Source organism: Rhodococcus sp. MT28 (genome assembly GCF_058792695.1).
Genome location: NZ_JBXAFD010000001.1, coordinates 505,700 through 530,037 on the forward strand (window position 1 = coordinate 505,700; position 24,338 = coordinate 530,037).

Sequence of the window (24,338 nt, forward strand, 5' to 3'; positions counted from 1 at the left end):
CTCACTCACTGTGGGCATGGTGATGCTCGCCGGGCAGGTCGTCGGGTGTCGCGAACATCTTTCGTTTCTCCCCGTGCAGGCGTGCGCTGATCCACCACGAGAGTTCCACGAGTACAACGCCGATCGCGCCGAGGGTGATCGCGAGCGTCGTCGCAGCGACGTTGCTCGGATCCAGTTTGAAGAACTCGCGGGTGAACGGCAGCGCGAACAGGATGAGGTATCCGGCCACCGACCCGCCGATCAGAACGAGCTTCCACCAGACGTACGGCCGAGCCACGACGGCCAGAACCCACACGGCGATCATGATCAACGTGATGAGCGCACTGGTTCCGGCCTGGATCTTCTGGGTTTCCGTCTGGTCCGGGCCTTGGTAAGCCAATACGTAGGAGATGAACGTGGTGATGCCGATGATCAGGCCCGACGGCAACGCCAGACGCATCACGCGCGAGACGAAACCGGTTCGCGCGCGCTCGTTGTTGGGTGCCAGAGACAAGATGAAGGCCGGGATACCGATCGTGAACCACGCTGCGATCGTGACGTGGCGGGGCAGGAACGGGTACGGCAGCGGTTCGAAGTCGAAGACCTGGGACAGGACGCCGGTGATGCCGATCAGGAACGCAAGCACCACCGAGTAGACGGTCTTGGTCAGGAACAGATTCGACACACGCTCGATGTTGCCGATCACTCGGCGGCCTTCCGCGACGACGTACGGGAGCGTCGCGAACTTGTTGTCCAGCAGCACGATCTGGGCCACGGCTCGGGTAGCCGGGCTGCCCGAACCCATCGAGACTCCGATGTCGGCGTCCTTGAGGGCGAGCACGTCGTTGACGCCGTCACCGGTCATCGCGACGGTATGTCCGCGAGACTGCAAGGCCGCGACCATTTCCCGCTTCTGATCCGGTCGCACTCGACCGAACGTCGTTGCTCCGTCGAGAGTGTCCGCCAGCTTTTCCTGATCGCTCGGCAGCTCTCGCGCGTCGATGGGACGGTCGCCGCCTTCGAGTCCGAGGGATCCGGCAACGGCGCCGACGGAAACCGCGTTGTCGCCGGAAATGACCTTGACCGCGACCTTCTGGCTGGCGAAGTACTCCAACGTCTCCTGGGCGTCCGGGCGCACTTTCTGCTCGAGCACGACCAGAGCTTCGGGGGTGACGGTGCCAGGGGCGTCGGCGTCGTCGACGGGGAGGTCGCTGCTGCCGAGCATGAGGACACGAAGTCCGCTCGAACCCACTTCCTCGGCCTTGCGGGCCATTTCCGAGTCGGGATCGAGCAGCACGTCCGGGGCACCGAGTACCCAGTTGCCGTGACTGCCGTACGACTGGCCGCTCCACTTCTTCGCCGAGGAGAACGGCGCCACCGCTGTCGCTTCGCCCCACCCGGAGTCGTCGGAGAGAGACTCGCGAATCGCCAGGACACTCGCGTTGGGGCGAGGGTCGGACGCGGCCATCGCGCTCAACGCGGACTTGACCGCAGTCTCCCCCGATCCACCCGGTGCGACGTCGACCTCGGACAGCCGCATACCGTTCTCGGTCAGCGTTCCGGTCTTGTCCGCGCACACCACGTCGACACGAGCCAGACCCTCGATCGCCGGCAACTCCTGAACGAGGCACTGGCGCTTGCCCAACCGGATCACACCGACCGCAAATGCAATGGACGTCATGAGCACAAGGCCTTCGGGAACCATCGGAACCAGAGCTGCCACCATGCCGTTGAGTGCCGGTCGGATCGGCAGGCCGATCGTGAAGAGCTGATTGAAGATGATCAGCGCACCCGCCGGAATCATCAGGTAGGTGATGAACTTCAGGATCTTGTCGATGCCGCTGCGCAGTTCGGAATGCACGAGGGTGAACTTGCTCGCCTCTTCGGCCAGCTTGGCCGCGTATGCATCGCCGCCGACCTTGGTGGCGCGGTATGCACCGCTGCCCGCGGCAACAAAACTGCCCGACAACACTTGCTGGCCACTCGCCTTGTGAACCGGATCGGCCTCACCGGTGAGCAGCGATTCGTCGACCTCGAGTGCAGCCGAACTGACCACCTCACCGTCGACGACTATCTGGTCACCGGATCCGAGTTCGATAATATCGTCGAGCACAACATCTTTGGGCGCCATCGCCACGGCGACGCCGTCACGCCTGACCATGGGCTTGGCCTGACTCACGATGGCCAGAGCGTCGAGCGTGCGCTTGGCGCGGATCTCCTGGATGATGCCGATACCGCTGTTCGCGATGATCAGCAGTCCGAACATACCGTCGATGATCGAACCCGTCGCGAGCACGATCACCAACAACACGGTCAGGATCGCGTTGATGCGAGTGAAGACGTTGCCGCGAATGATGTCCTTGACCGAGCGGGACGCCCGGTCCGGTACATCGTTGGTTTGTCCCGACGCGATCCTTGCTGCAACCTGATCGGCGGTCAGACCGCGGGCGACGTCGACGTCGTCCGGCAATCGCTCAGGGGCTACCGCCACTGCTGTCTCTTCTGAACTGGTGTGCTCGTGAGCCATGGTCAAAGATTACGCACCCGGAGCAACTAATCAGGGTGCGACTCGACAGGCAACCACGTCCGCGACACTTCGCCGCTCAGCCCAGCGGTATCCACCACTTCGACGGCGGTGTCGGTGACAACGCGTCGATCCTGCCGCCCGGCATCGGGACCGACACTGTTGTGCCCGCATCTGCAGCCGACTCGTCGAGGCGAATGATCGGCTCCGACCACGAGTGAAACGCGAGGTTGAACGTCGCCCAGTGAATCGGGACGAAGACACCGCGCGACCCGTCGCCCTTGTTGAGGTCGATGTGCGTCTGCACTGCCTCTTCCGGATTCATGTGGATGTCCGGCCAGCGCACGTCGTACGCACCGACGGGGAGAAGCGTCAGATCGAAAGGCCCATAGGTTTCACCCAGCTGTTCGAAACGCGATGTGTATCCGCTGTCACCACCGAAGAAGACCCGGTGCTTCGGCCCGGCGAATACCCACGACGCCCACTGCGTCGTGTTCCGGACGAGGCCACGACCGGAGAAGTGACGAGCCTCCGTGCACGTGAGGACCAGGTCGTCGATTTTTGTCGACTCGTCCCAGTCCAATTCCACGATCCGGTTCTCGGGCACCTTCCAGTGCCGCAGGTGAGCCCCGATACCGATCGGCACGACGAACGGAGCGGTCTGTGTACGAGTCAGGGTCTTGACCGTAGCCATGTCGAGATGGTCGTAGTGATCGTGAGAGATGACTATCGCATCCACTGCAGGCAGTTCGGTCAAAGCCACCGGAGTGGGGTGCATGCGCGCGGGACCTACTGTGGCCGAGGGTGATACGCGTTCACTCCACACCGGATCGGCGAGAACGCGGTAGCCGTCGACCTCGACGAGAACGCTCGAATGGCCGTACCACGTCACCGCCGCGTCGCCGGCTGCCGCCGGTGCCAGCGGAGTGGCCAACGGAATCGGCCGACGCGGCCGACCCGTCGACCCTCGCGTGGCCATCGACTTGAACATTCCGACATCGGTGCCCGGAACCAGTGTGCTGCTGGGCTCCGAGTTGTGGAACTGGCGGTCCCGGTATCGCGGGGACATCGCCGCATACGGTTGCACCGTGTTTCGCGAGGCCCCGATCTGCGTCGGGATGCCCCATGCGGCTCGCGCCACCCACCCCGTCGCCGCGGCAACAGCAGCAACTCCGAGAACCGTCGTCTTCTTCATTCAGACGAGCGTAGCCACTATCTGCCCTGCGTGCCCGGCGCCTGTTTTCCCTGCAACCAGCTTTACTTACCCTTGAATACGGGAGGGCGGTTCTCGATGCGGGCAGCGCGGGCTTCCTGGACGTCCTCGCTGAGCCAGGCGGCGTGAAGCGCGTCGAGCTGCTCGGGAGACTGCTCCTCCATGGTGCCGTCGTCGTTGAGAACCATCTTCATGTGCCGCAACGACAGCGGTGCGAGATTCGCGATGCGGTGTGCCCATTCCTGAGCGTCGTCGAGGGTTCCGATTTTGTTGGCGAGGCCGCGAGTGAAGGCTTCTTCGGCGCCGATCTGTTCGATGCCGAGCAAAATGGTGCGCGCGGGACCGCCGCCGACCAGCGACGCGAGCCGACGCATCGTCCACTTGTCCACCGAGACACCGAGGGTGGCGGCCGGGATTCCGAAGCGAGCGCTCGGCGCCACGACGCGAAGATCCGACGCGATGGCCAGTTGCGTGCCCGCGCCTATAGCCGGACCGTTGACGGCAGCGATGACGGGGATGGGCGCCGTGTCGATAGAGCGAAGCATCTCGAACAGGCGATCGGTGAAGCCCTCCATGTAGACGTCGCCGGAGAGGTCCGCGCCTGCACAGAACGCCGATCCCTCACCGGTGATGACGACGACGTGCGCGTGCTCGGCTACCGCCGCGTTCATCGCGTCCCGTATTGCGATGCAGAGTTCCGCGCTGAGCGCATTACGACGCTCGTGACGCTGCAACTCGATGGTCACGACGTTGCCGTCACGGGAGAACCCGATCATGTCCGCTCACTTTCGTTTCTGGAAGGCTCGACACAGGGATGTTCCGAGGCGCCGATACCGTCCGCATACTTCTCTGCAGCTAAGTTCTGTACATCAGGAGGTTAGATTACCGATGAGTACAGACGACCTTGCCGCACAGCAACCACACCCGGTTGACGTGGTGGTGATCGGCGCCGGACAGGCCGGACTCTCCGCCGCCTACTACCTGCGCAAGTTCGGAATCGAGCCCGAATCGGGGTTCGTGGTGCTCGATCATGCGTCGGGGCCGGGCGGGGCGTGGCAGTTCCGTTGGCCGAGCCTGACACTGAGCACCGTCAACGGCGTCCATGACCTCCCGGGAATGTCCTTCGCGGAAACCACCGGTACAGACGCCGAACAGGTGCCTGCATCGGTGGCGGTCCCCCACTACTTCGAACTGTACGAAAAGCAATTCGAACTTCCCGTCCACCGCCCGGTACACACGCGAGTGGTGTGTCCGAGGGAAGAGCGCCTGCGGATCGAGACCGACCAGGGAGTATTCGCGGCGCGAGGCTTGATCAACGCGACGGGGACCTGGGAGCGGCCCTTCATCCCCCACTATCGCGGGGCCGAGTCGTTCCGTGGCCGACAACTGCACACGAAGGACTATCGAACCGCTGCCGAGTTCGAAGGCAAACATGTCGTCGTGGTCGGCGGCGGGATCTCGGCCGTCCAACTGCTCGACGAGATCTCACGCGTCACGACCACTACCTGGGTGACGCGGCGCGAACCCGAGTTCCGCGACGAGCCGTTCACGCCGGACATCGGCCGCGCTGCGGTTGCCATGGTCGAAGATCGTGTACGACGCGGCCTGCCACCGGGATCCGTTGTCTCGGTGACCGGCCTCCCGGTAACGCCTGCCATCCGGGCAGCGCGAGAGCGTGGTGTGATGAATCGACTGCCGATGTTCTCCGAAATTCTTCCGAACGGCGTGAAGTGGGCCGACGGTACCGTCGCCGACGCCGATGTCATCTTGTGGTGCACCGGTTTTCGTAGCTCACTCGATCACCTGGCGCCGTTGCACCTGCGCGGACCGGGTGGCGGAATCCCGATGACCGGGCGCCTCGCCACGCAGGTCGAAGCCGACCCTCGCGTGCACCTGGTGGGATACGGACCGTCGTCGTCGACGATCGGAGCCAACCGCGCCGGCCAAGCGGCAGCGCGCGAACTGACCGCGTACCTGGGAATCGGCGAATGAACAGAATCCTTGTTCCGGGCGAAACCTGCTGGCGCATCGAACCGGCGGACAATCTTGCCTGCATCGTCGACGCCGCTGACTACTTTCATCATGCGAAGTCCGCAATGCTGCAAGCTGAGAAGCGAATCATGTTGATCGGCTGGGACTTCGACACGCGCATCAAACTCGAACCAGGCAAGCAGACTCTCGACGGCCCCAACCGGTTGGGAATGTTCCTCCGCTGGCTCGTCCGCGAGAAACCCGACCTCGAAATCCTCGTACTCAAATGGAACATCGGCGCGTTCACCGCAATCGGCCGCGGTATGACTCCCGTCTTCGTGTCCAACTGGTTGACCGACGAGCGCCTTCGGTTCGAGATCGACGGCGCCCATCCGGTGGGCGCGGCGCACCATCAGAAGATCATCGTCATCGACGACGCCCTGGCGTTCTGCGGCGGCATCGACATGACTGTGGACCGCTGGGACACCTCGGATCACGTCGACCGAAACGATTACCGAATCACTCCGAGTGGAAGGCGTTACGGCCCTTGGCATGACGCGACCACGGCGGTCGACGGCAATGCGGCGGCGGCCATCGGCGAATTGGCGCGGGCACGTTGGAAATCCGCAACCGGCGAGGATCTCACACCGGTCGAGAGCACCGCGACTCCGTGGCCCGTCAATCTGGCGCCCACCTTGCGGGTTGTCGACGTAGCCGTCGCCAGAACATTGCCGGAGCTCGGCGAACGCACGGAGGTGCGTGAGATCGAGGCGCTGTATCTCGCGGCCATCGCCGGGGCCGAGCACACGCTGTACATCGAAAGCCAGTACCTCGCCTCACGCACTCTGGCCGAGGCGATTGCCGCGCGCCTGCGTGAGGACGACGGACCGGAGATCGTTCTGGTCATTCCGCGCAACGCCGACGGTTGGCTGGAACAAAAGGCGATGGACGGGGCGCGCCACGACCTGTTGCATCTGCTGTGGTCCGCCGATATCCACGACCGGTTCGGGGCGTTTTATCCCGTGACCTCTTCTGGCGCACCTATTTACGTCCACGCCAAGGTTCTCGTGATGGACGATCGCCTCCTGCGAATCGGGTCGTCGAATCTCAACAACCGTTCGATGGGCTTCGACACCGAGTGCGACATCGCCGTCGAATCCGACGACGACGCAGATGTCGAGTTGCGCGCCTCGATCATCGGATTGAGGCGCCGCCTACTCAGCGAGCACCTCGACGTCACCGAGGAAGAAGTCGACGACGCGTTGGGCGAGCAGTCACTGTTGTCGACGGTTCGCGCTCTCGCGACCTCCGACGCTCGCAGTCTGCGCGAATTCGACCGGAACACAGTCGACGGCGAAGACCACGTGCTCGCTGAAAATGTACTGATGGATCCCGAGCGCACGCCACCCAGACTGAGCGATCGAATCGAAGGATTGCGCCGCCTGCTCGGCAAACGCTGAGACTCTAGAACACGCGCACGCAGTGCCCGGTTGCCAGCGCGAGTTCGACGAGCGTTGCACCGTGAACACTCGGGACGAGCGCGAGGAGAAACGTATCGCTGTCGCTGTCGAGCCAGGCAAGTGAAACGCCCGTATCGGTGATGTTGTCGACGATACGGGCGAGAAGCGATTCGAGTCCGGCAGCTCGATCGAAGCCCATGGCAAGACTGTCCGCCCACTCCCACGATCCTGCCGGCGCCGACGTGAGCACTCGCAGCTGACCCAGAACCTCGGCAGCGCCCTCGTTCCAATCCACCCAGACCAGGCGTTCTTGTTCGTGCAATGCGTCGACGAGAGCAAACCACGCCATTTCCGGGTGCGGCTTCTCGAGCGTCTGTGAGTACAACTCGTTCTGTACTTCGACATACCGTTCCGGCTGGTCGATCGCGAGAGTCACACGATCGATGACAACAGCGCTGTCAGGGGCGAGCAGTTCGGCGATCGCGCGCAACGCGTCGCGAGCAGTTCCACTCACTATGGCTCCAAGTTCAATTCGGTCATCGGTGCGGTTTCCACATTCTGACATGCGTGTGCGCCTCGTTCGGACGTGTCCTCGATGTCGGGACACGAGCCAGATGCTTGCCGTGAGTTCCACGAATTCCCGGGCAACACCGCTCGACGAGCTACCAAATTGGACTTTCCGGCTATCCCATTCGCCGCACTTGTCCGTTTACCCTTTCACCTGGCCTTACAATCCGGATATAGTCATCGGCGATCCAAGAAGCCAACTGGGATGTAGCGAGCCAGCGAACAGTCTGTTACCGTTCAGCTAACTACCCCTTCTGGTCAAACCGGATCGAAGGGGTTCGGGCAATGACCCACGGGGGGTTGACGTGAAGGGGCCATGTTCCGCATGAAACACGATTCACACACGACAACCTCTTGGTGGTCGATCGGCGAATGGCGCCTGGGATGGAAGGTCATCGCCGTTCTCGCATTGCCGATGATCGTCGCCGTCGTCCTCGGAGCCCTTCGCGTTCAGACGGAACTCGAAGAAGCCGCACAGCTGAGTTCCTCGTCCGAGCGCGCCCTCGCTGTGCCCGCCGCGATCAATCTCGAATCCGCGCTGTACGAGCTCGCCGAAGCCGCATCGGCACGCACTGACACCGGCCCCGCCACACAAGCGGTTTCGGACGCAATGGATCAACTGGTCGACGCCGCGCGCGCGTTCCAGTCCGACGACGACCTCAACGACCAAGTGACTTCGGCGCTCGCAGAGAGCCGTTCCATCATGGAAGAGGTCGCCGCCGGCGCGGTGGCTCCCGCACGCTTGGTTTCGCGGGTCGGCGAAGTCTCTCGCGCACTCTCGAGCACCTTCACCAGCGTCGTCGAGCATTCTCAGCGTCCGGCGCTGCGCGAAGAGGGTGGCCGACTCTCAGCACTCTGGGATGCGCGACGAGCACTGGCCGAACAACGAATCCTCTTCGGCTCAGGTGATCCGGACCAGCAGGCTCGTACCTCGATGGTCAGTGCCGCCGGTGCCGAACTGGTCGCTCTGAACAACATTCTCGCCATCGACGGGAGCAACGACACCGTCCGGACCCTCAGCAACTCCGCTCAGAACCGGATCAACGCACTCGGATCAACCCCGTCGACCTCTCCTCTGGGGAGCCGCGTCGGTACCGATCTGAAATCCGGAAACGACCAGTACAACAGCCTGACCGACACCACCGTCACCGAGTTCGGCGATACCGTCACCGCTGAATCCAATGCAGCACGAACCGCAGCACTTCGTGACACTGCAATCGTGCTCGGCGCGGTCCTGCTGGCACTGGCCATCGCCCTCGTCATCAGCCGATCGCTCATCGATCCGATCCGTCGGCTGCGATTTGCCGCATTGCAAGCAGCACGACGCGGACTCCCCGACGCGATCGAACGAATTCGCGCAGGTGCCAGTATCGACGACGTCGACTTCGCCCGTGTACCGATCCGCACCCACGAGGAAATCGGCGAGCTTGCACGCGCGGTGGACGACATGCACGGTCAGGCCATCACGCTGGCCGGCGAGCAGGCCACCCTGCGGCGCCAGGTCAACGACATGTTCGAAACGCTGTCGAGGCGTAACAAGTCCCTCGTCGACCAGCAACTCGGTTTGATCGAACAGTTGGAGCAGGACGAAGACGACCCTCGTCGCCTCGAGAATCTGTTCCGGCTCGACCACATCGCCGCGAGAATGCGTAGAAACGGCGACAACTTGTTGGTTCTCGCCGGAACCGATGTACGCCGCGCCAGAACCGCCCCCGTCGCTCTCGGCGATATCCTTCGTGCGGCGGTATCAGGCGTCGAGGAATATCGACGCGTCGAACTCGGGCAGATACCGCCCGGAGTCGTCACCGGTCATGCTGCCCCGGACGTCGTTCACCTCATCGCTGAACTGCTCGACAATTCTCTGCGGTACTCCCCGCCGGAGACCACCGTCTCCATCAACGCTGCCCGCACCATCGACGGCTCCATGATCGTCGAGATCGCAGATCTCGGTATCGGCATGTCGCCTGCCGATATCCTCGATGCCAACGAGCGCCTCGCCGCCGGCGGCGAGATGAGCGCGGATACAGCGCGTCGCATGGGTTTGTTCGTCGTGAGCCGAATCAGTCGTCGCTACAACATCTCTGTGCGCCTGCGCCCGACGGCAACGTCGTCGACGCACAGCGGCATCACCGCAACGGTGCTCCTACCGACGTCGATACTCGATTCTTCTCGGGGACCCGAGATCCGCACGCCGCGAACCGGACCCGTGCCCACGCTCGATCGGACTCCGCCGCCCGCACCGTCTGAACCGTCCTGGTCACAGCCCGTCCCGACCGAATTGGCACCCCCGCAGCCTGCGACCAGAAGTTTCGCAGATCTCCCGCGTCGAACGCCCAGCAACAGCACCGACCGGACTGAGACGTTCGCCCCGATCACACCGCAATCCATTCCCACGACAACAGCGCCTTCGGGGTTGCCACGTCGCACTCCGGGCACAAGTGGAGTACCGGCGGTCAGTACCTCGACTCCGACCACCGCTGCACCCGCCACCTCCGTGTCGTCCTTCGCTCCTCTGCCCGATCCCGAAGGCACAAGCGCATCGACGTCCCTTCCCGTGCGTACTCCTTCGCCGGAATTCACCTCGCCGGCACAGGGTCCCGAGATCCCGGTGGGTCCACACCCGTCGACAACCCCGCCGCCACGGCACCGGCTCTCAGCCCCGACGCCGACAAACACTGCGGCGTTCTTCTCCTCGCGCACCCGTGACGGGCTCTCTGCTCGCGCATCGGCGCGCGCTGACGGCGCGGGAGACGGCAACTCGAACGGCGTACTCGCTGCCCCGACCACGATGCCGATTTTCGCCCGGATGGTGTCCGAGTGGCTCGTGGACCCGACGGCGGAGACGTCAGCTGCTTCCACCGGCAGTGCGTGGACCACCGACGCGGATCAAGGCTGGCTGGCCGCTCGGACCTCGTTCGAGATGCCGGTCACCAAGATCGCCGATTCCGGACTTCCCATTCGAGACCGCGGAGCCCGCCTGGTTCCCGGCGCAGTCGGGAGAGGTGGAACGACACAGCGCCATGCATCCAATCCGGCGGACGTCCAACGTGGTTGGAGCAGTTACCAATCCGGAGTACAACGAGGGCGTCGGCGCGCTGCCGACCATCAGCCCGATGGCGGACAGTCTTTCGAATCGTCCACGATGTTGCACAACGATGAAGGAGAACAGTGAACACTGTCGGAGCCCAAGAGACTCCCCGCGCACTCGACTGGCTGGTATCGGCTTTTGCCCGAGACGTGCCGGGTGTGAGTCACGCGATCATCGTCTCAGCCGACGGGTTGTTGACGGCCTCGAGCACACATCTTCCGCTCGATCGGGCCGATCAATTAGCCGCTGTCACTTCCGGACTCGCCAGCCTGTCCGCGGGGGCGTCACGCCTCTTCGACGGTGGAGCCGTCATGCAGTCCGTCGTCGAGATGGAGAACGGCTACCTGCTTCTCATGGGCGTCGGTAGTGGCGCTTACCTTGCCGCTCTCGCTGTCGCCGGATGCGACATCGGCCAGATCGGTTACGAAATGGCGACTCTCGTCGATCGCGTCGGCACCACCATGGACATTGCCCCGAGAACATCGCAGGGTATTTGAGTTCGATGCCTCACCATCAATCCGAGTACGACGACGCCGAACCGAGCTTGGTCCGGCCGTACGCGCTCACCGAAGGTCGGACCCTGCCGTCCATCGACCTCCCACTCGAAGCGATCATCGCGACGATCGAAGACGCGGTCTCGAACAATCTTGCACCGCAGGATATTCGTGCATCGATCGTCGCACTCTGCGAGCAGCGGATCTCGGTTGCCGAGATCGCTGCCCACCTGGGTGTTCCGATCGGAGTCGTGCGGGTACTGGTCGCCGACCTCGTAGTAGCCGGATCACTGGAAATACATGCCACTCTGCGAAGCGACGCATCTCGAGTCGAGCGACGCGAACTGATCGAAAGGACCCTCAGTGGACTTCGGGCACTCTGACTCATCGTCTCGCGTGAAATCGACAAAAATCGTGATCGCCGGGGGTTTCGGTGTTGGCAAGACAACACTTGTGGGGACCGTCTCCGAAATCGTCCCCCTTCGCACGGAGGCCATGGTCACCGACGCCAGCGACGGTATCGACAATCTCGGATCCACTCCCGACAAGAGCACCACGACGGTCGCGATGGACTTCGGGCGCATCACTCTCGCCGACGACCTGGTCCTCTATCTGTTCGGAACCCCGGGACAGCGCCGCTTCTGGTTCATGTGGGACGACCTGATCACCGGTGCGATCGGTGCGGTCATTCTGGTCGACACGCGTCGCCTGGAAGACAGCTTCGCCGCAGTCGACTTCTTCGAGGCGCGAGGCCTCCCGTTCATCGTGGCGGTCAACCGTTTCGACGGCGCGCCAATCCATTCGGCGAGCGATCTCCGCCAGGCGTTGGCTCTACCCAACCGGGTTCCCATGATCGAGATCGACGCCCGAAACCGCGAATCAGCCAAACGCGCGCTGATCGCCGTCACCGAATACTCCCTCGAACGACTTGCAGCTGAAGCAGTCGTCTAGATGAATCACCAGATGCGAATCGTCGCCGAAAGGAACTGGCATGTCGGATGAAATGCACCATTTCTCGATGGGAATCTGGCTGCTCGGACTCGCCTACGTCGTGTCCGTGGTCGGGTCGGTAGTCGGCCTGGCGTGCACCAGGCATTCAGCGTCGGCGACGACAACCGCCACACGCATGCGATGGCTCGCCATGGCTGCCTTGTCGATCGGTGGCGTCGCCATCTGGCTCATGCATTTCATCGCCATGCTCGGCTTCGCGGTCCCCGGCAGTCCCATTCGATACAACCTCGGATGGACCGTGATCTCCGCGATCATCTCAGTAGGGGCCGTGTTTGTCGGCCTGCTGATCATCGGGACCGAATTTCGCTGGACGCGGCTTCTGATCGGGGGCGTGGTAACCGGTCTCGCCGTGAACATCATGCATTACACGGGTATGCGCGCCTTGCGCTTTCAGGGCGAGATCCACTACGACCTGCTCTTCGTTGCACTGTCGGTTCTGATCGCAGTCGTCGCCGGAACCGCTGCACTGTGGTTCACCATGGTGCTCGAGTCCACGATTCTGCGTTTTGTCGCCGGAATCATCATGGGCATCGCTGTCGTCGGTATGCACTACACCGGAATGGCCGCTGTCGAGGTTGTTCACGACGCGGCAGCCCCGGCGCCACAGGGACTCGAAGTGTTCTCGTTCCTCTTCCCTGTCTTCGTTCTCGGCCTGCTGGCGTTGGCAGTTCCGATTGTCGCAGTGCTGACAGCACCCAACCGCGCGACGGCACGAATGGAATCCGCCGCCGACGATCTGGCGTTCGAAGCACGAGAGTTCGCGATCTCGAACTGAGCGAGTACGGGGCGAGTACGGGGCGAGTTCACGTAAATCGACAACGCCCCGTACATTTCGGGGATGGTGGATGCCGGACACAACCCCCAGCCATCGACTCGCGCAACGCTCGTCGTGATCGGTGGTTTGCCGGCCACCGGCAAGTCGACGATCGCGCGGGCGCTTGCGCAGCGTCACCAAATCCCCTTCGTGCGGATCGATACCATCGAACAGGCGCTGATCCGCAGCGGTATCGCTGACGGGTCCGGGACCGCCGGATACATCACCGGGTACGCGCTCGCCGCCGAACAATTGCGACTCGGACTTTCGGTCGTGGTCGAATGCGTCAAGCCCGTCGAGGCGACACGAGACGCCTGGTCCGCTACCGCACAACATAATTCGGCGCGCCTGCTCGGTGTCGAGGTCATCTGTTCGGATCCCGACGAGCATCGCAGACGCGCTGAACGGCGAGTCGTCGACATCCCGGATCTCGTACTACCGACGTGGCAGGAAATTCTGGATCGAGACTACGAGCCGTGGACTACGGAACGGCTGGTGCTCGACACCGCAATCATGGACTCCGACAGTGCAGTACGACGCATCACAGCAAAGATGCTGTAGCGTGCGAGCTGCTCACAAGGTGAGAACGAAGAATGCGCTGTTCGGGTCTTCGCGGTAGTTCCCGAACGGTGGACAAGGCACGAACCCGAATTTCGCGTACAACCGGCGAGCTGGATCGAAGAACTCTTGCGTACCGGTCTCCAATTCGAGTTGCCGGTAACCTCGTTGTCTCGACTCGTCCACGACGTGTTGAAGAAGTCGCGTTCCCACGCCACGCCCCCTTGCTGCCGATGACGTTCGCATCGACTTGATCTCGCCGCCCGCCGACGACCGTTCCTTGAGCGCGACGCAACCGAGTAACTCGTCACCTTCGCTCCACAGCGTCCACATGGTCACAGAGATATCCATCAGCCCCGTGACGTCCAGCGCGTGAACGCTGTCCGAGGGCGAGGTCGCGTGCATGTCGGCGAGATGTTCGGTGAGTAGAGCACGGACCGCATCCCGACTCAGGTCGTCAATTTCGATTCGCACAGACCCTCACTGTCCTCTTCGCTTCCGGCAGCATCGAATGAAAGTATGACTGTCCGTCACTTCGCCGAAGGCCTGGCCCGAACGTGGATGCGTTCTCCTTGGGGGCCGAACAGACTCAGTACCTCGACCGGGCCGCGCCCGTCACTGCCGAACCAATGCGGGTTTCGGGTGTCGAATTCAGCAGCTTCACCCGTACCCATCACGATGTCGTGATCGGCCAACACCAACCGCAACCTCCCCGACAACACGTACAGCCATTCGTAGCCGTCGTGCACTTGGGGATCCGGTTCCGTCTGGCTTGCCGGGATGGTCATCTTGAATGCCTGCAACCCACCCGGTTGCCGAGTGAGCGGCAATACCTTTCGCCCACTGACGCTTCGAGGCGCACTCTGGATGCGTGGATCGGCGACCTGCGGTGCCGCCACCAGTTGGTCCAACGGCACTTGGTGGGCAAGCGCGATCGGAAGCAGCAACTCCAAGCTCGGGCGACGCTCCCCCGCTTCGAGCCTCGACAGGGTGCTCTTCGAAATACCGGTGGACTCGGACAGCGCTGTGAGCGTGACGTTCCTCTGTGTACGAATGCGTTTGAGGCGCGCGCCGATCTGCGAGATGGCGGCATCGATGTGCGGACCGTTGACATTCATGGTGCCGAGTCTGACGACGATTCCCAGAAATGGCAACATTAGTTGCTGAAGAACCCCCTCCGCGAGCAATCTGTGCTCATGCGAACACACACTGAAACTGAGATCCTCGACGCCGTGATCGTCGGCGGTGGCGCCGCCGGACTCAGCGCAGCCCTGGTGTTGGGTCGTGCTCGGCGCTCGGTCGCCGTCATCGATTCCGGCAAACCGCGCAACGCACCGGCAGCACACATGCACGGCTTCCTCTCGCGCGACGGCATGGCGCCACGTGAGTTGCTCGCCGTCGGACGCAGCGAATTGCAGACGTACGGAGTGGAATTGACACAAGATGACGTAGTCGACATCTCCTGGCGCGGTATCGAACCCGGCTTTGTCGTCGAACTGTCAGGAGGCACGACGCTCGAAACTCGTACTGTGCTGGTTGCCACCGGTCTACGGGATTCACTCCCGGAAATACAAGGCATCCAGGAGCTTTGGGGACAAAGCGTGCTCCATTGCCCGTACTGCCATGCGTACGAGATCAGCGACCAACCGATCGGCGTTCTCGGCGGCGACGCTCGCGAGATGTCACTTCACCAGGCGTTTCTACTCCGACAGTGGTCGTCGGATGTGACGTTATTCCCCGACAAGATCTCGCTCACCCCCGACGAACGCGCGCGACTGGCTGCCCGAGGAGTGACGGTTGCCGACGGATCGGTATCTGGATTGATCGGTGAGAGAGGCGAACTGAGGGCCGTCGAACTCGACAACGGCCAGTTGGTCCCTCGCTCAGCATTGTTCGTTGCGCCACGTTTCAATCCGAACGACACACATCTGACGCGACTCGGGTGCAAAACCGGCCCTACGGGATTCGCGGTTGTCGACCCTTCCGGCGCCACCAGCGTTCCGGGCGTCTGGGGCGCCGGCAACGTCGTCGACCCTCGCGCCCAGGTAATCAATGCTGCGGCGGCAGGTTCGACCGCGGCAATCGCGATCAACGGATATCTGGTCGAGCAAGACGTCGAATCGGCTCTTCGTTCGACCGAGCCGGAAGGGGGCTTCTCGGCGACCGTGGAGCAACGCGTCTGCGAGTTGAACGGCGGCAGCGCCCTCCACGGCATGTGACCGAGGTGTCTACGTCGCGGGGCCGCCGTGCAACTTCTCGTAGGCGGCCTTCTCGGCGTCGTGGCGCGAGATCTTCTTCGGGTTCTCGAGGTCGGAAGGCAAACCGTGACGCTCGAGGCGGCGCGACCTGTTCTGAGCCATGTAGGAGACCGAATAGAACAGTGCCAGAAGCACTCCGAGCAGCACCATCGATGCCCGCAGGGCCCACGGCCCGGGGAAGAGCATGAAGGCCGCGAACACTGGAATGAACGGCACCATGCTTCGGATCAGGTGACGCGGCACGGCCCAGTCACCGATCAGGTCGTTTCGTACCCAGTCCTGCATCGAATCGGGCAGTTTGCGCCCCACTGAATAACCCAACCACTGAAGAGGATTCGGGCTCGTACGTTGCTTTTTGGAAGTCACGGAAGTCACCTGTTCGGTACGCATCGACGGTACTGACGCAGTCATCACGTTTCTTTCGGATGCAGTCATCACATTTCTCTCATTGGTCCAAGGCTCCGGCGCGGAGCGCGGCCTCGTTGACCCGCGTCAGAACGTTGTGAAGTTCTTCGAGTTCGGCGAGGCTGACGCCGAGCTTCGCGACAACCGCCGGCGGGATCTTCTCCGCCTCCGCGCGCAGTGCCACACCGGCTTCGGTGAGGTCCACGTCCAGTTGCCGTTCGTCGGCGCGGCTACGGGTTCGCGTGATCAGCCCGGACGCCTCGAGTCGCTTGAGGAGCGGCGACAGCGTCGGCGAATCGAGTTGCAGTGCCTGCCCGATTTCCTTGACCGCCATCGGCGACTTTCCCCACAGTGCCAGCATCACCAGGTACTGGGGATGCGTGAGGCCCATCGGCTCGAGCAGTGGCCGGTAGACGGACAGCACCGCCCGGTTCGCGACCGCAAGTGCAAAGCACACCTGCCGGTCGAGAGCCAGCGGATCATCCATCTGCGTCTGCGGAGCCTTCGTCGTCATGAATCCGATGTTATCAGATTAATTAGTGCAGCAACTATTATTGCACTAATCAATCTGGCGACGATCGTCACTCTTCTCCAACGTCGACGTGGGTTGCCCGGTGAGACCCACGTGCGCTTCCGCCCTCATTCGCTCCACCATGTGCGGGTAGTGCAGCTCGAACGCCGGACGTTCACTGCGGATGCGCGGTAACTCGGTGAAGTTGTGACGCGGCGGCGGGCAGGTGGTTGCCCACTCCAGCGAGTTTCCGTAACCCCACGGATCGTCGACGGTGACAACTTCGCCGTAGCGGTAGCTCTTGAAAACGTTCCAGATGAACGGAAGCGTCGAGGCACCGAGCACGAAGGCAAAGATCGTGGACACCGAGTTCAGCACCGTGAACCCGTCCGAGGGCAGGTAGTCGGCATAGCGACGCGGCATCCCCTCGCCGCCGAGCCAGTGCTGAACGAGGAACGTGCCGTGGAAACCGACGAACGTGGTCCAGAAGTGCCACTTGCCGAGACGCTCGTCCATCATGCGACCGGTCATCTTCGGGAACCAGAAGTAGATACCGGCGTACGTGGCGAACACGACCGTACCGAAGACCACGTAATGGAAGTGGGCGACGACAAAATACGTGTCGGTGACATGGAAGTCGATCGGCGGGCTCGCGAGAATGACACCCGACAGACCACCGAAGAGGAAGGTGATCAAGAAGCCGACCGAGAACAGCATCGGCGACTCGAAGGTCAACTGCCCCTTCCACATCGTGCCGATCCAGTTGAAGATCTTCACACCTGTCGGCACGGCGATCAGGAACGTCATGAACGAGAAGTACGGCAGGAGAACAGCACCCGTCGCGTACATGTGGTGAGCCCACACCGCGATCGACAGAGCTGAAATCGCCAGTGTCGCATAGACCAATCCGGTGTACCCGAAGATCGGCTTACGGCTGAAGACCGGGAAGATCTCCGAGACGATGCCGAAGAACGGCAGCGCGATGATGTACACCTCGGGGTGACCGAAGAACCAGAACAGGTGCTGCCACAACAGAACTCCACCCGACGCCGGGTCGAAGATGTGCCCACCGAGATGACGGTCGACGAACAGACCCATGAACGCAGCGGTCAAGAGCGGGAACGCCATCAAGATCAGAATGCTGGTGATGAAGATGTTCCACGTGAAGATGGACATCCGAAACATCGTCATACCTGGTGCGCGCAGGCAGATCACGGTGGTGATCATGTTGACCGCACCGAGAATGGTGCCGAGGCCACCGACCGTCAGACCGAAGACCCACAGGTCGGCGCCGACGCCGGGACTGTGCACCGCACCCGACAACGGGGTGTACGCGGTCCAACCGAAGTCGGCAGCGCCGCCCGGCGTGAGGAATCCGCCGAGAACGATGAGACCACCAAAAGTGAAGAGCCAGAACCCGAATGCGTTCAGACGCGGGAACGCCACGTCCGGGGCACCGATCTGCAGCGGAAGTATGTAGTTCGCGAAGCCGAAAACGACGGGCGTCGCATACAGCAGCAACATGATCGTGCCGTGCATGGTGAACAACTGGTTGAACTGCTCGTTCGAGAGGAACTGCATCCCGGGGACAGCCAGTTCCGCACGCATGAACAGGGCCATCAGGCCGCCGATCAGGAAGAACACGAAAGCCGTGATCATGTACATGATCCCGATCTTCTTGTGATCGGTGGTCTTGATCATGTCGAACATCCACGACCCCTTGGGATCACGGCGCTTCGGGTACGGCCGCTCCGGAATCGGCTCCAACTCTCCGGTCCGCTCGTCCGGCACCGTTGTCGTCATGCTCGCGCGTCCTCTTTCGTGCTCGATACCGCCTCAAGAACTTTCCGCACGACCATATCGCATGTTAATAGTTAATGCACAAACTAAGTGTGGCCGACGTGAGCATCTATCGAAAACCGAACGTACGCAACCTTTTGCAGATTTCGGTGAGATAAAGTCAGGCGGCGGAATAGGTCGAGGGTCCGCCGCGTTGAACAAACCCGTGACTCTTCCCGACACATCGACAGCACCCGAGGCCTCCGCGTTGCGCGGCCTCTTCGAGCCTTTCGAGGTCAAATCACTCTCGTTGCGTAACCGTTTCGCCATGGCCCCGATGACGCGCGCCTTCTCGCCGGACGGAATCCCCGGCGCCGACGTAGCCGAGTACTACCGTCGTCGCGCAGCAGGTGGTGTCGGCTTGATCATCACCGAAGGCACGTACATCCCGGACCCGGCAGCCGGCCCGCACACCCGCGTACCGCGCATCTACGGCGATTCGAGCCTGGGTGGCTGGAAGTCGGTTGTCGACGCCGTCCACGCCGAAGGCGGATCGATCATTCCTCAGCTGTGGCACCTCGGAGTCGAACGCGGCGAGAACTCGCGCCTGAACCCCGAGGTCGAAACCGTCAGCCCCTCCGGCCTGGCACTGGACGGCACCCGCCTGGGACGAGAATTCACCACCTCTGACCTCGACGACTTGAAGCAGTCGTGGGTCGACGCCGCACTCAACGCGAAGAACACCGGCTTCGACGGTCTCGAGTTGCACGGAGCACATGGCTACCTGCTCGACGAATTTCTCTGGGCGGGAACCAATGTCCGAACCGACGGATACGGCGGATCACTCGAGGCCCGCACCCGTTTCCCGGCCGAGGTCGTCGCCGCAATCCGAGAGGCCGTCGGGGCCGAGTTCGCGATCGTCTACCGATTCTCGCAGTGGAAGTCCGGCCATTACGACGCTCGTATCGCCCAGAGCCCGGCAGAACTCGGCCGCATCCTCACTCCCCTGGTCGACGCCGGCGTCGACGTTCTGCATCCGTCCACGAGGCGTCATTGGGAACCGGCATTCGCTGAACTCGACGGTGAAGACGGCACACTCGGCCTCGCCGGTTGGACGAAGAAGCTGACCGGGTTGCCGACCATCACCGTCGGTTCGGTCGGACTCGATTCCGTGTTCACGACGGCATTCACCGGCGAAGCTGCATCTGCTGTCACCGGACTGGAGCGTCTCGAAGCTCAGTACGAGAGGGGTGAATTCGACATGGTTGCCATCGGGCGCGCGCTGCTCGCCGATCCCGAGTGGGTCGAGAAGCTCCGCACCGGACGCGCGGACGAGCACATCGCATTCACCGCAGAACATCGCACACACCTGAACTGACCTCGCACGACAAAACGGCACTCCCGCAATTGTGGGAGTGCCGTTTGTGGGTCTGCCGGAAGTACTAGCTGCCGAGCGTGACCGGGTCGGGGCCGATGCGGCCGGCCGGGTCGTCGAGAGCACCGATCGCGTTGATCTGTTCCGGTGTCAGTTCGAATCCGAAGACATCGAAGTTGGCGGCGATACGTTCGGGGGTCACCGACTTCGGAATCACCACGTTTCCGATCTGCAGGTGCCAGCGAATGATCACCTGAGCCGCGGTGACGCCATGAGCGTCGGCGATAGCGGTGATCACGGGGTCGCCGAGAACGGTTCCCTGTCCGAGCGGGCTCCACGCTTCCGTCGCGATTCCCTTGCCGGTGTGGAAGGCGCGCAGTTCGGCTTGGTTGAACTTGGGGTGAAGCTCGATCTGATTGAGGACCGGCACCTCACCGGTTTCGCCGATGACGCGCTCGAGGTTCTCGATGGTGAAGTTGGAGACGCCGATGGATCGAACCCGTCCGTCGGCCTTGAGCTTCTGGAATGCCTTGAACGTCTCGACGTACAGGTCCTTGGACGGAACCGGCCAGTGGATCAGGTACAGGTCGAGGTACTCGAGACCCAACTTGTCGAGGCTGGCGTCGAATGCCGCAAGCGTCGAGTCGTAGCCTTGGTCGTCGTTCCACAGTTTTGTCGTGATGTAGAGGTCTTCGCGGGCGATGCCGGATTCGGCGATCGCGCGGCCGACGCCCACCTCGTTGCCGTAGATCTTGGCGGTGTCGATACTGCGGTAGCCGGTCTTCAGGGCTGTGGAGACGGCCTCCTGCGTCTCGTCGTCCGGAACCTGGAACACACCGAATCCGAGTGCGGGGATCGTCTTACCGTCGTTCAGAACAATGGTCGGTACAGAGGTCACATCGTTGGTCTCGGTCATATATGGATCCAACGCGCGAGGGCCGGGAGGCATTCCCCGCCGAACCTCCGGGCAGTGCCCTTGTACCGCCCGAAATGCCGGTCTACCTTGGAAGACAAGTATTGGAATCGCCTCGAGAAAAGAGAGAGCGATGAATCTTTCATATCGTCTCGCCTACAAGGTCGGTGTCACTCCGTGGGAGCACACCGGGCACGGGTTCGACGCTCAACTGTCCGGCCTTCTGGATGCGATTCCCGTCCCGGAAGGTGGCCGTGCACTCGATATCGGTTGCGGCACCGGACGCCATTCCATCGAGCTGGCGCAACGCGGTTGGCACGTCACCGGCGTCGACGCCGAACAGGAACCGCTGGACAAAGCGCGCATACACGCGCGTGAAGCACACGTCGACGTCCGGTTCCTCCACGAGGACGCGGCAGACCTGCACATTGCTGTCGACGGCGGGCACATGCTGGTGCTCGACATCGGCTGTTTTCACGGGCTCACCGATCATCAACGACGGGACTACGGGAGGTCGGTCAACGCGATCACCGCACCCAGGGCGTCCATGGTGATGTTCGCATTCGGACCGGGGCACCGTTGGCCGATGCCACACGGCGTCTCGGAGGAGGACGTCATGCGAGCATTCGACGGTTGGTCGATGGCCTCGAGCATGGCCGCGGACGTGAGTGAATCGCCACTTCCGGTCCGTGCGGCACATCCGTGCTGGTATCACCTGGTCCGTGGCTGACTGCTGTGGGCCCTTCTTCACCGCCCGCGGTTAATAAAGGCGCACAGCACCGGGGATACTTCTCAGGTGACTGCAACACTGCGCATCAGCGGCCTCTCTGCTTCCCGGGGAGAACGCACCCTGTTCTCCGACCTCGACCTCACCGTTGCCCCCGGCGACGTCATCGGCCTCGTCGGCGCGAACGGCGCCGGCAAGTCGACGCTTCTCACCGCACTGGCCGGAATCGGAACTGCCGACGTCGAAGGTTCGATCATCCTCAGCCCGCCGGATGCTGCGGTCGGTTACCTCGCGCAGGAACCCGATCGCATCGAGGGTGAGACCGTCCTCGAGTTCCTCGGCCGCCGCACCGGCGTCGCCCACGCCGAGGAAGTCATGAACGCCGCAGCCGAAACCCTGGCCGAAGCCGAAGAGGATCTGTACTCCCCGGCTCTCGAACGCTGGCTCGCTCTCGGCGGCGCCGACCTGCTCGAGCGCGCCGAGAAGGTGGTCGAAGAACTCGGTCTCGGAGTTCCACTCGATGCTCACATGACGGCATTGTCCGGCGGTCAGGCCGCGCGCGCCGGCCTCGCGTCACTGTTGCTTTCGCGCTACGACATTCTCTTGTTGGACGAGCCCACCAACGATCTCGACCTACGCGGTCTCGAGCAGTTGGAGCGATTTGTCGCCGAGACGCGCGCAGCACTGGTTGTCGTGAGCCATGATCGCGAGTTCCTCTCGCGCACCGTCACCGGAATCGTGGAACTCGATCTGGCACAACAGGACATCGCCGTGTACGACGGCGGCTACGAGTCGTACCTCGCCGAACGCGAGATCGCCCGCCAGCACGCACGCGAGGCGTTCGAGGAATACGCAGGCACCCGCTCCGATCTCGAAGATCGCGCACAGATGCAGCGCAACTGGATGGAACACGGCGTCCGCAACGCGCGTCGTAAAGCCAAGGACAACGACAAGTTCGGACGCGGATTGCGGACCGAGTCGACGGAGAAGCAAGCCGCGAAAGCCCGCCAGACTCAACGCCGCATCGAGCGACTCGAAGTCGTCGAGGAACCGCGCAAGGAGTGGGAACTTCGCATGGAGATCGCGGCGGCGCCGCGGTCCGGTTCCGTTGTCGCAACCACGAACGGCGCCAAGGTAACTCGCGGTCAGTTCACGTTCGGTCCGGTCACGACGCAGATCGACTGGGGCGATCGAATTCTCGTCACGGGCGCGAACGGGGCAGGCAAGACCACCCTCCTCAACGTCCTGCTCGGCAAACTCGTCCCGGACGAGGGCATCGCGTCGCTGGGTTCCGGTGTCGCGATCGGTGAGATCGATCAGGCGCGTGGATTGTTCGAAGGTGATCAACCAGTCGTGGAGGCCTTCGGGGCACAGGTTCCGGACTGGCCCGATGCCGATGTCCGCACTCTCCTCGCCAAGTTCGGCCTGCGCGGACACCACGTACTCAGATCTGCCGCTTCCCTGTCCCCCGGCGAAAGAACAAGGGCTGCGCTTGCTTTGCTCCAGGCTCGCGGCGTGAACCTACTGGTACTGGACGAGCCGACGAACCATCTCGACCTTCCGGCGATCGAACAGCTCGAGCAGGCAATGGAGTCGTTCGAGGGAACCCTCCTTCTGGTCACTCACGATCGACGCATGCTGCAGTCCACCCGAAGCACGCGCCGGTGGCGAATGGAGAACGGACAGCTCTTCGAGGAGTAGCCGATCGACTCTGCTTGCGCAGACAACCCGCGTGTGCAACTATTTATCAGGCGCACGCAATAGTTGCATGCGCGGCACAGGTGGCCCGCGGATGACATGATCCCCCGTCGAGCTGCCACATCCCAGTCCCGAAAGGCACTCTTCAATGTTGTCGATCCCCGACCGCACACTGACTCACGGAACCACCGGCGAGCCGATCACCATCCCGCAACTCGGGTACGGCGTTTTCCAGGTACCGGACGCACAGACCGAAGAGGTCACTGCCGCAGCTCTCGAGATCGGCTACCGCCACATCGACACGGCCGCGATCTACGGAAATGAAGCCGGGGTCGGCCGCGCCATCGCAGGTTCGGATATCCCTAGGTCAGAGCTTTTTGTCACCACCAAGCTGTGGAATGACGATCAGGGCCACGACCGAACACTCGCCGCTTTCGACACCAGCCTCGACAAGCTCGGACTCGACTACGTCGACCTCTATCTGATTCACTGGCCCGCGCCGGCAAAGGGCCTGTTCGTCGAGACCTGGGCGGCATTCGAGCAAATTCTCGCCTCCGGCCGCACCCGGGCGATCGGTGTGTCCAACTTCCTGCCCGAGCACCTCGAACTGCTGGCCGAGCACAGCTCGATCACCCCGGCCGTCAACCAGATCGAATTGCACCCCAGACTGCAACAGCACGCGTCACGGGAGTACGCGCGAAGTCGCGGCATCGAAATCGAGGCTTGGAGCCCATTGGGACAGGGAACCATCCTCGACGACCCGGCCATCGGGAAAATTGCTGCAGCACACGGCAAGAGCCCGGCACAGATAATTCTGCGCTGGCATCTCGAACAGGGTCACACCGTTCTGTCGAAGTCGGTCACGCCTGCACGCATGCGCGACAACGCCGCAATCTTCGACTTCGCACTCGATGCCGACGAGTCAGCGACCATCGCAGCGCTGAACACCGACAGCCGTGTCGGGCCTGATCCAGTCGAATTGAACTGAATCGA

At 62.6% G+C, this 24,338-nt stretch carries 23 protein-coding genes; 13 read left to right on the forward strand and 10 right to left on the reverse strand.

Translation table 11 applies throughout. The features are described from left to right. Position 1: 1 nt before the first annotated feature. The 3 genes from AC1Q6C_RS02380 to AC1Q6C_RS02390 form a co-directional block, all read right to left on the reverse strand. On the reverse strand, positions 2-2,506 hold the full coding sequence (locus AC1Q6C_RS02380; RefSeq protein ID WP_003940410.1) for a cation-translocating P-type ATPase: 2,505 nt from the start codon (positions 2,504-2,506) through the stop codon (positions 2-4). Positions 2,507-2,582: 76 nt separating this feature from the next. Next, a complete protein-coding gene (locus AC1Q6C_RS02385; protein ID WP_007727770.1) occupies positions 2,583-3,698 on the reverse strand; it encodes an MBL fold metallo-hydrolase in 1,116 nt (371 codons plus the stop codon). Between the two features lie 62 nt (positions 3,699-3,760). Continuing rightward, a complete protein-coding gene (locus tag AC1Q6C_RS02390) occupies positions 3,761-4,492 on the reverse strand; it encodes an enoyl-CoA hydratase (RefSeq protein WP_003940192.1) in 732 nt (243 codons plus the stop codon). 112 nt (positions 4,493-4,604) lie between these two features. Between AC1Q6C_RS02390 and AC1Q6C_RS02395 the strand changes: the two genes are divergently transcribed. Together AC1Q6C_RS02395 and AC1Q6C_RS02400 are read left to right on the forward strand one after the other, a co-directional pair. Next, on the forward strand, positions 4,605-5,708 hold the full coding sequence (locus AC1Q6C_RS02395; protein WP_042451119.1) for an NAD(P)-binding domain-containing protein: 1,104 nt from the start codon (positions 4,605-4,607) through the stop codon (positions 5,706-5,708). After that, positions 5,705-7,147 carry a phospholipase D-like domain-containing protein gene (locus AC1Q6C_RS02400; RefSeq protein WP_230358964.1) on the forward strand — a complete coding sequence of 481 codons (1,443 nt, stop codon included), beginning with the start codon at positions 5,705-5,707 and terminating at the stop codon, positions 7,145-7,147. The genes AC1Q6C_RS02395 and AC1Q6C_RS02400 overlap by 4 nt, the downstream gene beginning before the upstream one ends. Before the next feature lie 4 nt (positions 7,148-7,151). Here the strand turns inward: AC1Q6C_RS02400 and AC1Q6C_RS02405 are convergent, their stop codons facing one another. Further along, positions 7,152-7,661, reverse strand: coding sequence for a DUF6630 family protein (locus tag AC1Q6C_RS02405; RefSeq protein WP_042451123.1), 510 nt, complete (start codon positions 7,659-7,661; stop codon positions 7,152-7,154). Positions 7,662-8,039: 378 nt separating this feature from the next. Here AC1Q6C_RS02405 and AC1Q6C_RS02410 point away from each other — a divergent pair, with 378 nt between their 5' ends. The 6 genes from AC1Q6C_RS02410 (at position 8,040) to AC1Q6C_RS02435 (ending at position 13,682) form a co-directional block, all read left to right on the forward strand. Further along, positions 8,040-10,886: an ATP-binding protein gene (locus tag AC1Q6C_RS02410; RefSeq protein ID WP_235867902.1), complete on the forward strand. Its 2,847-nt coding sequence runs from the start codon at positions 8,040-8,042 to the stop codon at positions 10,884-10,886. Continuing rightward, entirely contained in the window at positions 10,883-11,299 is a 417-nt protein-coding gene (locus AC1Q6C_RS02415) for a roadblock/LC7 domain-containing protein (protein WP_003940329.1), read from the forward strand. Before AC1Q6C_RS02410 ends, AC1Q6C_RS02415 begins: the two co-directional genes overlap by 4 nt. 5 nt (positions 11,300-11,304) lie before the next feature. Further along, the gene (locus tag AC1Q6C_RS02420) at positions 11,305-11,679 is read left to right on the forward strand and encodes a DUF742 domain-containing protein (protein ID WP_007727785.1); all 375 of its coding nucleotides are present in this window, start codon (positions 11,305-11,307) and stop codon (positions 11,677-11,679) included. After that, positions 11,660-12,247 carry a GTP-binding protein gene (locus AC1Q6C_RS02425; RefSeq protein WP_003940118.1) on the forward strand — a complete coding sequence of 196 codons (588 nt, stop codon included), beginning with the start codon at positions 11,660-11,662 and terminating at the stop codon, positions 12,245-12,247. The genes AC1Q6C_RS02420 and AC1Q6C_RS02425 overlap by 20 nt, the downstream gene beginning before the upstream one ends. Before the next feature lie 40 nt (positions 12,248-12,287). Next, entirely contained in the window at positions 12,288-13,082 is a 795-nt protein-coding gene (locus tag AC1Q6C_RS02430) for an MHYT domain-containing protein (RefSeq protein WP_003939865.1), read from the forward strand. A 63-nt stretch (positions 13,083-13,145) separates the two neighbouring features. Next, complete coding sequence (locus AC1Q6C_RS02435; protein WP_492666357.1) at positions 13,146-13,682, forward strand: P-loop nucleotide/nucleoside kinase family protein; 537 nt, start codon at positions 13,146-13,148, stop codon at positions 13,680-13,682. A gap of 12 nt (positions 13,683-13,694) precedes the next feature. Here the strand turns inward: AC1Q6C_RS02435 and AC1Q6C_RS02440 are convergent, their stop codons facing one another. Further along, on the reverse strand, positions 13,695-14,153 hold the full coding sequence (locus AC1Q6C_RS02440) for a GNAT family N-acetyltransferase (RefSeq protein ID WP_007727787.1): 459 nt from the start codon (positions 14,151-14,153) through the stop codon (positions 13,695-13,697). Between the two features lie 56 nt (positions 14,154-14,209). Then, the gene (locus AC1Q6C_RS02445; protein ID WP_082900904.1) at positions 14,210-14,836 is read right to left on the reverse strand and encodes a helix-turn-helix domain-containing protein; all 627 of its coding nucleotides are present in this window, start codon (positions 14,834-14,836) and stop codon (positions 14,210-14,212) included. A 33-nt stretch (positions 14,837-14,869) separates the two neighbouring features. Between AC1Q6C_RS02445 and AC1Q6C_RS02450 the strand changes: the two genes are divergently transcribed. Next, the gene (locus tag AC1Q6C_RS02450) at positions 14,870-15,898 is read left to right on the forward strand and encodes an NAD(P)/FAD-dependent oxidoreductase (RefSeq protein WP_064444227.1); all 1,029 of its coding nucleotides are present in this window, start codon (positions 14,870-14,872) and stop codon (positions 15,896-15,898) included. 9 nt (positions 15,899-15,907) lie between these two features. Here the strand turns inward: AC1Q6C_RS02450 and AC1Q6C_RS02455 are convergent, their stop codons facing one another. The 3 genes from AC1Q6C_RS02455 to ctaD are packed head-to-tail and all read right to left on the reverse strand — an operon-like array spanning position 15,908 to position 18,656. Beyond that, positions 15,908-16,327: a DUF5313 family protein gene (locus tag AC1Q6C_RS02455; protein WP_042451127.1), complete on the reverse strand. Its 420-nt coding sequence runs from the start codon at positions 16,325-16,327 to the stop codon at positions 15,908-15,910. A gap of 55 nt (positions 16,328-16,382) precedes the next feature. Beyond that, the gene (locus tag AC1Q6C_RS02460) at positions 16,383-16,856 is read right to left on the reverse strand and encodes a MarR family winged helix-turn-helix transcriptional regulator (RefSeq protein WP_003939892.1); all 474 of its coding nucleotides are present in this window, start codon (positions 16,854-16,856) and stop codon (positions 16,383-16,385) included. A gap of 45 nt (positions 16,857-16,901) precedes the next feature. Further along, positions 16,902-18,656: an aa3-type cytochrome oxidase subunit I gene (gene ctaD, locus AC1Q6C_RS02465; protein ID WP_046379038.1), complete on the reverse strand. Its 1,755-nt coding sequence runs from the start codon at positions 18,654-18,656 to the stop codon at positions 16,902-16,904. Positions 18,657-18,858: 202 nt separating this feature from the next. On the opposite strand from ctaD, the gene AC1Q6C_RS02470 reads away from it, so the two are divergent. Further along, positions 18,859-20,010 (forward strand): NADH:flavin oxidoreductase, encoded by a 1,152-nt coding sequence (locus AC1Q6C_RS02470; protein ID WP_075834118.1) that lies wholly within the window; start codon positions 18,859-18,861, stop codon positions 20,008-20,010. Between the two features lie 64 nt (positions 20,011-20,074). Here the strand turns inward: AC1Q6C_RS02470 and AC1Q6C_RS02475 are convergent, their stop codons facing one another. Beyond that, complete coding sequence (locus AC1Q6C_RS02475) at positions 20,075-20,923, reverse strand: aldo/keto reductase (RefSeq protein ID WP_037128502.1); 849 nt, start codon at positions 20,921-20,923, stop codon at positions 20,075-20,077. A 130-nt stretch (positions 20,924-21,053) separates the two neighbouring features. On the opposite strand from AC1Q6C_RS02475, the gene AC1Q6C_RS02480 reads away from it, so the two are divergent. The 3 genes from AC1Q6C_RS02480 (at position 21,054) to AC1Q6C_RS02490 (ending at position 24,333) form a co-directional block, all read left to right on the forward strand. Further along, complete coding sequence (locus AC1Q6C_RS02480; protein WP_047270898.1) at positions 21,054-21,650, forward strand: class I SAM-dependent methyltransferase; 597 nt, start codon at positions 21,054-21,056, stop codon at positions 21,648-21,650. A 66-nt stretch (positions 21,651-21,716) separates the two neighbouring features. Continuing rightward, complete coding sequence (locus AC1Q6C_RS02485) at positions 21,717-23,348, forward strand: ABC-F family ATP-binding cassette domain-containing protein (protein WP_064113361.1); 1,632 nt, start codon at positions 21,717-21,719, stop codon at positions 23,346-23,348. 145 nt (positions 23,349-23,493) lie between these two features. Next, positions 23,494-24,333, forward strand: coding sequence for an aldo/keto reductase (locus AC1Q6C_RS02490; protein WP_042451167.1), 840 nt, complete (start codon positions 23,494-23,496; stop codon positions 24,331-24,333). Positions 24,334-24,338 lie beyond the last annotated feature (5 nt).